Origin of the sequence: Synechococcus sp. B60.1, assembly GCF_047462555.1 — a bacterium.
Classification (GTDB): domain Bacteria; phylum Cyanobacteriota; class Cyanobacteriia; order Thermostichales; family Thermostichaceae; genus Thermostichus.
Window position 1 is genome coordinate 1 of sequence record NZ_JANSJN010000042.1, and the last position, 9,050, is coordinate 9,050.

Sequence of the window (9,050 nt, forward strand, 5' to 3'; positions counted from 1 at the left end):
GCCCAGATGCCTGCTTTTTGGGCCGGGGATCCCATCTCGACGGCGCTGATGCGGTTGCCTTCCCCATTGAAGTGGAGACCCAGGTAGGGGGAAGGGTTGGGGCGGCTGAAGTGGGCTTTGAGGGTGAGGCCAAAAGGGTGGAGGTAAGCGTTGTAGTCCAGCTCTTCTGTACCTTCCACGTAGGCAGCGAAAAAGTGGCCAAGATTGGCGCCGGCTACCCGCTCAAAGGCCTCCCGCAGGTCTTGGTGGGTGTAGCCTTTCTCAAACCGGCCAAAGCGCTGCCACAAATCCTGCATGGCCGTGTCCAGGGATCCCTGGCCCCCCGAAAGGTGGCGAATGTGCAGATCCAGCAGCCAGCAGACCAAAGCGCCCTTGAGGTAATAAGAAACCTGGCTGTTGAGGCTATTTTCGTGGGGACGGTAGAGTTTGATCCAAGCGTCGAAACTGGATTCCTGCAGCGATTGCACGGCCCGACCCGGAGTGCGCTGCAGCCGGCCAATTTGCTCGGCCAGGATCTGCAAAAAATCTTTGGCGCTGAGGATCCCTGCCCGCAGCAAGATGACATTTTCGTAGTAGCTGGTTGCCCCCTCGCAAAACCAGAGGCAGTCCACGTAATTTTCTTGGTTGTAGTTAATTTTCTCCAAAGCCAGAGGGCGCAGCCGCTTGACGTTCCAAGCATGGAAAAGCTCGTGGGCCAGCAGAGCCAAAAAGCGGCGATAGGACTGGGGCTGATGCAGCTCCAGCCCAGAATAATTAAGGGTGGTGCTGTACTTGTGCTCTAGGCCGCCAAATCCCCCTGGCGACAAATGCACAATAAACCAGTAGCGGTCGTAGGGCAACCCGCCAAAAAACGCTGCAGTGGCCCGGACAATTTTCTCGGCATCGGCCACCGCTTGCTCCAAATCCAGGGTGCCTGCTCCCCAGACCACGAAGTAATGCGGGATCCCTTCCACTGCAAACGACCGCAACTGGTGCAGGCCCACCTCTACCGGACTATCCACCAGCTCGTCGTAGTCTGCCGCCACAAAAGACTGGCCGGAAGCAGGATCCTCAGAAGAAGAAATCAAAGGTCGCAAACTGGTGGCGATGCGCCAATCTGGCTTGGGAGGGATCACCGTCAAGGTGTAGGGTTCCCGCTCGCGACCGGGCACATAGAAAAAGAGCGCCGCCCCGTTGAAGTAGGCGTGGGTGAGATCCAAATGGTTGGTGCGCACCGTCAGCTCATAGGCATAGACCCGATAGCGAACCTTCACAGCCGAACAGCGGGGCGGCTCGATCTCCCAAGTGTTCTTATCTACCTTCCGCCAGGCCAAAGGGATCCCTTGCTCCGTTGCCGCCTGAAACTCTTGCACATGGCGGGCATATTCCCGCACCAGGTAGGATCCCGGCGTCCACACCGGCAGCCGCAGTTGCAGAGGCGCTTCTGGATCCACCTCTTGGAGTAGTTCCACCTCCAGCAGATGATTGGCCGGCTCCGGCATCCGTACTGTGAAGTGCTGACGGCTCGGTTGAGAAGGTGTGGCCACAGCCGCCTCCGGGATCCCCATAAAACCCCTCCAATCGATTACGGCCCCCGCCCCTGGTCCTGGATTCGCTGCTGGACAAGAGACGAGACTTTAAAAATGTAGCTCCTGCTACAAAGGTATCCGGGCAGAACCTTTTAGCTTAGGATAATCTTGCCCCTAGGGTAATTTTCCAGTCAACAGGAATACGGTGCGCCCCAAATCTCCCGATCTGATTTATAGGTTGATCTTAGGTATAAACTGGCTTTAAAAGGTTGACGAATATGGTGGTGGCCATCGCGGAAAAATCTCTGATTGCAGCCTTCAAACAGTTAGGAGGGCCTCACCATCCTCCGGTTATCGAAACGTTTGAACGCGGTAAGACCATCTTCTTCCCTGGAGATCCGGCGGAGCGGGTTTACTTTTTGGTGAAAGGAGCTGTCAAGCTCTCACGGGTCTACGAAATGGGGGAAGAAATTACCGTTGCTCTCCTGCGGGAAAACAGCATTTTTGGGGTGCTCTCCTTCATCACGGGGCAGCGCTCCGACCGCTTCTATCACGCGGTGGCCTTTACCCGCGTCGAGCTACTCTCTCTGCCCATCGAACAGGTGGAAAAATCGCTGCGGGAGAACGCTGAGCTGGCCATGCTGCTGCTCAAGAGCTTGGCTTCTCGCATCCTGCAGACAGAGATGATGATTGAAACACTGGCTCACCGCGACATGGGATCCCGCCTGGTCAGCTTTCTACTGATCCTCTGCCGCGACTTCGGGGTGCCCGGCCCCAATGGAGTCACCATCGATCTCAAGCTCTCTCACCAGGCTATTGCGGAAGCGATTGGCTCAACCCGTGTCACCATCACGCGTCTGTTGGGGGAGCTGCGCAAGAAGAACTACATTTCCATCCACAAGAAAAAGATCACCGTCCACGACCCGATGCAGCTTGGCCATCGCTTTGCCTAAGGGAAGAAGCTGGCCCGCGGACGTTTCCAAGAATTTCCAATAAAGAGTAATAGCAGTGCCACCGTTCGTCGGGACAATCCCTCCCTCTGGGAGAGGGGTAGCCGCGCCAGCAAGGGAACCCCCACTCAACCGCCGGCGGCTGAGGGCGATCCTTGGGGGGAGGCTTGCTGCTGGGCCAGAGCAGCCAAGATCTTTTCTCCCATCTCGCGGCAGCCTACGAGGGTCATCCCCTCCGAGTAGATGTCGGCGGTACGGTAGCCCTGGGCCAAAACTGCCTCGACAGCCTGCTCGATGCGGTCGGCAGCTTGGGGCTGATCCAAAGAGTAGCGTAGCAGCATTGCCCCAGAGAGCACCTGGGCAAGAGGGTTGGCCTTGTCTTGTCCGGCAATATCGGGGGCTGACCCGTGTACTGGTTCGTATACCCCAGGGCCAGAGGATCCCAAAGAGGCAGAGGGCAACATGCCGATGGATCCAGTCAGCATCGCTGCCTCATCGGAAAGAATATCCCCGAAGAGGTTCTCCGTGAGAATGACGTCAAACTGCTTCGGCCAGCGCACCAACTGCATGGCAGCGTTATCGACGTACAGGTGGGAAAGCTCCACGTCGGGGTACTCAGCCGCAATGGCGGTAACCCGCTCCCGCCACAGTTGCGACACTTCCAGGACATTGGCCTTATCCACTGAGCAGAGCTTGCGCCGTCGCTTGCGAGCCAGTTCAAAGGCCACGCGGGCAATGCGATCCACCTCGGCCTCGCTGTAGGCCATGGTGTTTACACCCCGCCGGGATCCCGTGGCATCTGTGAAGATCCCTTTGGGTTGGCCGAAGTAGATGCCGCCGGTGAGCTCGCGCACCACCACCAGGTCGATCCCGGCGATCACCTCTGGCTTGAGGGAAGAGGCCTCCACCAGTTGCGGAAAGATCTTCACCGGGCGCAAGTTGGCAAACAGCCCCAAGCCAGCCCGCAAGCCCAACAAAGCCCGCTCAGGACGCTTCTCCCGCGGCAGGGTGTCGTACTTAAAGTCGCCAACCGCCGCCAAGTAAACAGCATCGCTCTCCTGGGCCATTTTCAAGGTCTCTGGGGGCAAGGGATCCCCAGTGGCTTCGTAGGCTGCTCCACCAATTAGGCCCTCCTGCCACTGGAGGGAAAACCCCATCTGAGCGGCCACTGCATCCAAAACCGCCCGCCCCACCTGCATGATTTCAGGGCCGATGCCATCTCCGGCCAGGGCAGTAATCCGATAGGTTCGAGCAGCAGAGGAAGGAACGCTCATGGGCGGTCACGGTAAGAGAAGTGCGTAGCGATATTACCATCCCTTTGCCCACAGGTTTGCCGAAAAGTCCCCCAGGAAAGTTCTCCGAATCTCAATAAAAAAGTGCAGCTCGGCCATCAGCCTGCTGCACTTAGAGCTATCAACCCACAAAAACTAGAAAAGATATTCCGCTCTCTAGAACAGGCCCAGGGTGACCCACTTATCCAGAGGCAAGGTGGCGCCGATGCCCAAATAGAGGGTGACCAGGGTGCCGATCAAAAACACCGTCGTTGCTACGGGGCGGCGCAGCGGATTCTGGAACTTGTTGACGTTTTCGATGAAGGGCACAAACAGAAGGCCGACCGGAATGGCCGACATCAGGGCAATGCCCAGCAGCTTGTTGGGAGCAATGCGCAAAATGTGAAACGCGGGGTAGAGATACCACTCTGGCAGAATTTCCAGCGGCGTGGCAAAAGGATCCGCCGGCTCGCCCACCCCCGCCGGATCCATGACCGCCAGGCCGACAATCACGCCGATGGTGCCTAGGATCACCACCGGGAACATAAAGAGCAAGTCGTTGGGCCAAGCGGGCTCACCGTAGGTCATGTGGCCCATGTTTTTCTTCAGCTTGGCCAAAACTTTGGGGTTGTCCAGGTCAACTTTGCGTGTAATGACCTCAGTTGCTATTACTTGCTTCGAGACAGGCATAGCCGTTCTCCTTGTCTGGGGTAAAAAGGCTTAGCAAGAGGAACTTGGGGATCGAACCGGCCTGGGATCACAAGGGTCCAGAAATGCCCTGGCGGCGGATCATCAGAAAGTGCATAGTCATGAAGACCGCTGTCAGCCAAGGCAACACAAAGGTGTGCAGGCTGTAGAAACGGGTGAGGGTGGCTTGGCCAACGGCCTCGCCGCCCCGGATAAGCTGGACTAGGGCATCACCCACCACCGGAATGGCACTGGGCACGCCGGAGACGATCTTGACCGCCCAGTAGCCCACTTGATCCCAAGGCAGGGAGTAACCCGTAACCCCAAAGGAAACTGTCAGTACTGCCAAGATTACACCGGTTACCCAGGTCAGCTCGCGCGGCTTCTTAAACCCACCGGTTAGGTAAACCCGGAAGGTGTGTAGAATCATCATCAACACCATCATAGAAGCACTCCAGCGGTGGATGGAGCGCAGCAGCCAGCCAAAGTTGACCTGGGTCATGATGTAGTTGACCGATTCAAAAGCCTCGGCCACCGTCGGACGGTAGTAAAACGTCATGGCAAAGCCGGTGGCAAACTGAATGAGGAAGCACACCAGCGTGATGCCGCCGAGGCAGTAGAAGATGTTAACGTGGGGCGGAATAAATTTTCCGGTTGCGTCATCGACGAAAGGCGTGATCTCCAGCCGCTCGTCTAGCCAGTCGTAAACTTTGCTCATGATGCCTGCAATTTTTAGAGTTGGATATCCAGGGGGGGACGGGCCCACTCCACACAGCACTGTAACATAACTCGTTAACACGATCATGAAGTCGGGCTCAGCTTTGACACAGGGATCCCTATCCCAGCAGCCCAAACGCCTGCTGATGTCTCATCTTGTTCACGCTTCTTAGTATTTCTTAACTTCTTCCTTAGTCAAGATCCTCCGATGATTGCGCAGAAGCCGAGATCTGGGGAAAGCAGTTGGAGAGGGTTGGGGATCGGATGGGCGTTACGCCAGGCTGTCCGAGTCTTGTTGTTGGGGTGCCTGCTCTGGGCGGGCCTGAGCCTTGGCGCCTGTCAGGTGCAGGCCAGCCGCTGGGGGGAAGAGCAGCAACTGCTGGCCCAGGCTTGGGCCTATGTGGATCGGGCCTATGTGGATCCGGAGTTCAACGGGCAGAACTGGTGGCAGGTGCGGCAGCGCTTTCTCTCTCGGCCCCTCCAGGATCGGCAAGAGACCTACCGGGCCATTGAGGAGATGCTGGCAACGCTGGGGGATCCCTACACGCGCTTTTTGGATCGGGAGCACTACCTCAGCCTGCAGACTTCTACGGCTGGGGAGCTGAGCGGTGTCGGCCTCCAGATTGCCATCGACGAGCAGGGAGCGGTGCGGGTCATTGCCCCAATGGAGGGGACTCCTGCCGAGCGGGCGGGGATCCAACCTCAGGATGAGATCCTGGCGGTGGATCAGGTGCCAGTAGCAGGCCTGAGCCTGGACGAGGTGGCCGAACGGATGCGGGGTCCCAGTGGCACTCCGGTCAGTCTGCGGCTGAAGCGGCAGGAGCGCATTTGGGAGGTGGAGCTGGTGCGCCAGTCCATCCTGATCAACCCGGTGCGCACCGGTTTTTTCAAGCTGCCCCAGGGGGAGGTAGCCTACATCCGCCTCAGCCAGTTTAACGGCAATGCCGCCGCTCAAGTGCGTCAGGCCATCCAGGCCGCAGAAGCGCGAGGAGTGCAGGGCTACATCCTCGATCTGCGCAACAACCCCGGAGGGCTATTGCAGGCGGCCATTGAGATCGCCCGCTTCTGGATCCCCAAAGGCGACATCGTGCGGGTGACGGATCGCTATGGCATTCAGGACAGCATTCCCGCCACCGGCGAAGTTCTCACAGCAGCCCCCTTGGTTGTCTTAGTAAACCAGGGCAGTGCCAGTGCCAGCGAAGTCTTGGCGGGGGCGTTGCAGGACAGCGGGCGGGCACAACTGGTGGGAACGCGCACCTTCGGCAAGGGGCTGATCCAATCCCTGCTGGAGCTGGCGGACGGCTCCGGGCTGGCCGTGACCACTGCCAAATACCTCACCCCCAACGGCCACGACATTCACCGCCAAGGGATCCAGCCGGATGTGATGGTGGCCGAGGGCCCTCTTCCCCTAACGGCAGAAACCCTGGGCGGCCCTGAGGATGGGCAGTTGCAGCGGGCTTTGGAGGTGTTGGGGTCAACTTTGGCCGTGGCCCAGGGGATCCCAGCGGCAGCCAATACCTGAGGTGAGGAAGGGGGGCAGGGGGGTCTATCATCTCCGGCGGGGATGGGCGGGCCTATTTGTCTGCAATTCGTTTTAGGATTGGGTTGAGCTGTCAGTCGCTCTGGCATGAACGCCCTCCAGCAATTTCACTACTTCTTTAACTGTTGCATTGGCGCCTGGCACACCGAGCGCACCTACCACTACTTGGATCGCGGGGAGGTGGAGCGCTCCCGCACGGAGTTCACCATTCGCACCCTCACCCCTGAGCTTAAGGAGAAGGTGCTGAGGGACAACAACTACCCCAACCACGGCGTCGACGGCTTCTTGGGCTTCCACCTTGCCTTTGAGACTGTCTCTGAAAAGGGAGAGGAGGTGGGGCAAGAGCTGAACATGCTGTTTGTGCCCCGGCGAGAGAGCGCCCGTGGTCTTGAAGGTGACTATCTGCGCGATCGCGCCTATGAAGAGGAGCGGCCCATGGTGGCCGACTTCCGCTTTGATCCGCAATCCCTGCAACTGGTGATGACCACCACCTACACCCGCGTCGTTGCTGTGGATACCATCACCCTGCTCAACCCGCGCCTGCGCCTGCGGCAGATCCTCACCTACCAACGCCCCCCTCACGGTCAGCCCCTAGAGGAGCTGCTGCTGGTGGGGTTTGGGGTGGAGCAAAAGCTCACCTAGGGGGGTTTATCGGTGGAGCCGGAGTTGATCCCTCCCGAAGACTTGCGCCTGCCCCAGCATTTGGCCCGGATTCAGGCCAGCTTTGAGCGGGGACAATACCGCCAGGCTCTGGAACAGGTGAAACAGGCCCAAAGCCGCTACCCGCAAGCGGGCAAGCTGCGGCTCTGGCAGGCCTTGGCCCAGGAGGCCCTTGGAGAGAGCCAGGAGGCGATCCGCTTGGTGCAAACCTTGCTGGGCAACCCGGATCCGGAGGTCGCTCAACAGGCCCGCTACGTGTTGGGCATCTGGCAGGCACCTCGTCTGCGGCGACCAGCAGAGTGGTTGCTCGAAATCCCAGATCTCAGCCACCTGGAAGAGGCCAAGCCGGGGGAACGCCGTCTGGTCTATGAGCGCCTCCGCCGTCCAGCTTCCCTGCCGAAAGTCGCTGATCCCAGCCGCAGCGAGGCTGCTCCCCCCTTGAATACCCAACGGCTGACGTGGGTGTTGATCGGGATCCTCTTCGCTCTGCTGGTGGCGATGGCCTGGCTGCCCTAGCCCAGCCCTGGGTTGGTGCAGAGACAGGCCGCCTGACCCAAAAGCAGCAACAGCCGCCCTCGTCGCCCCTGAGTTGAAGAGAGATACTGGGAATAGGGATGGCTGTAACCCTTGGCTGCAGATGCTGGGCGAGCGTCCCAGTCGGATCCCGGGCAACAGTAGGTAACCAGCGGAGGTTGAGAGTGGCTACACAAACATTGGTCATGGATGCGGTAGAGCAGTTGGGCCTGCGGGTCACTCTGGGAGACATTGCCTCCAGCACAGGCCTGGCCCTAGAGGAGGCCAAACAGGAGTTGCTGCAGTTAGCCCAAAAGGCTGGGGGGCATCTCCAGGTTTCGCGGCAGGGGGAGATCGCCTACGTTTTCCCGCCCGACTTTCGCGACATTCTCAAGCGCAAGGAGCAGCAGGATCGGCTGGCGGTTCTGCGACGCAAGCTGTGGGGGGGGTTTCTCTACGGCCTACGCATCTCCTTTGGCATCCTGTTGGTGGTGTCGATTATCCTCATCACCCTGGCGTTGATGGCTCTGCAGATGGCCAGCAGCCGTGAGGAGGACAACCGCAGCCGCTCGCGGGGAGGGGGGGTCTTCTTCTATTTTCCCGACCTCTGGGTGGGCAACCCCTTCTGGAGTCCCTACCCCTACTACGGGGGCTATTCCGGTCGGGCGCAACCCCGCCGGGAAAAATCGGAGATGAACTTTTTGGAGGCGGTGTACAGCTTCCTGTTTGGGGACGGGGATCCCAACGCCAACCTGGAAGAGGAGCGCTATGCCTTGATTGGCCAGCTCATCCGCGCCAACGGGGGGGTGATCGCCGCCGAGCAGGTGCTGCCCTACCTGGACGTGGAGCCGGGATCCCCGGCCCTGGAGTATGAAGACTACATGCTGCCGATTCTGCTCAAGTTCGACGGCCAGCCGGAGGTAAGCGAGGACGGTGATATCGTCTATCGTTTCCCAGAGCTGCAGGTAACGGCCACAGAAAGCCCCCAACAGCAGCTTCCTGGGATGTTGCAGGAAAAACCCTGGGTGTTTAGCCGCGCCACCCCTGAGCAACTGACCCTGGCTGCTGGCCTAGGGGTGCTCAATTTCTTCCTGGCAGCCATTCTCTATGGGGCGCGGGAGGAGGTGGCCGCCGCCGGGAGCAACGCCTTTCTGGCGTTTATCTACCCGCTGATTGGATTCCTCTTCCTCTATGGCACGCTGTT

9 protein-coding genes are annotated in these 9,050 nt (G+C 59.3%); 5 read left to right on the forward strand and 4 right to left on the reverse strand.

The window, feature by feature from the left end; all coding sequences use genetic code 11:
* Window positions 1-1,547: M61 family metallopeptidase (locus tag NW863_RS06345; RefSeq protein WP_414365315.1), on the reverse strand; the 1,547-nt coding region annotated here is incomplete at its 3' end.
* Window positions 1,548-1,786: 239 nt separating this feature from the next.
* Between NW863_RS06345 and ntcA the strand changes: the two genes are divergently transcribed.
* Window positions 1,787-2,461, forward strand: coding sequence for a global nitrogen regulator NtcA (ntcA, locus tag NW863_RS06350; protein ID WP_414365317.1), 675 nt, complete (start codon window positions 1,787-1,789; stop codon window positions 2,459-2,461).
* Window positions 2,462-2,586: 125 nt separating this feature from the next.
* Here ntcA and leuB read toward each other — a convergent pair whose 3' ends face one another.
* From leuB to petB, 3 genes are all read right to left on the reverse strand, one after another.
* Complete coding sequence (gene leuB, locus NW863_RS06355) at window positions 2,587-3,732, reverse strand: 3-isopropylmalate dehydrogenase (protein WP_414365319.1); 1,146 nt, start codon at window positions 3,730-3,732, stop codon at window positions 2,587-2,589.
* A gap of 174 nt (window positions 3,733-3,906) precedes the next feature.
* Complete coding sequence (gene petD, locus NW863_RS06360) at window positions 3,907-4,419, reverse strand: cytochrome b6-f complex subunit IV (protein WP_414365321.1); 513 nt, start codon at window positions 4,417-4,419, stop codon at window positions 3,907-3,909.
* A 67-nt stretch (window positions 4,420-4,486) separates the two neighbouring features.
* A complete protein-coding gene (gene petB / locus NW863_RS06365) occupies window positions 4,487-5,134 on the reverse strand; it encodes a cytochrome b6 (RefSeq protein ID WP_011430625.1) in 648 nt (215 codons plus the stop codon).
* Between the two features lie 207 nt (window positions 5,135-5,341).
* On the opposite strand from petB, the gene NW863_RS06370 reads away from it, so the two are divergent.
* From NW863_RS06370 to NW863_RS06385, 4 genes are all read left to right on the forward strand, one after another.
* The gene (locus NW863_RS06370; protein ID WP_414365324.1) at window positions 5,342-6,655 is read left to right on the forward strand and encodes a S41 family peptidase; all 1,314 of its coding nucleotides are present in this window, start codon (window positions 5,342-5,344) and stop codon (window positions 6,653-6,655) included.
* A gap of 105 nt (window positions 6,656-6,760) precedes the next feature.
* Window positions 6,761-7,315 carry a phycobiliprotein lyase gene (locus NW863_RS06375; RefSeq protein ID WP_414365326.1) on the forward strand — a complete coding sequence of 185 codons (555 nt, stop codon included), beginning with the start codon at window positions 6,761-6,763 and terminating at the stop codon, window positions 7,313-7,315.
* 12 nt (window positions 7,316-7,327) lie between these two features.
* Window positions 7,328-7,849 carry a hypothetical protein gene (locus tag NW863_RS06380; protein ID WP_414365328.1) on the forward strand — a complete coding sequence of 174 codons (522 nt, stop codon included), beginning with the start codon at window positions 7,328-7,330 and terminating at the stop codon, window positions 7,847-7,849.
* 182 nt (window positions 7,850-8,031) lie between these two features.
* On the forward strand, window positions 8,032-9,050 hold a 1,019-nt coding region (locus NW863_RS06385), incomplete at its 3' end, for a hypothetical protein (protein WP_414365330.1).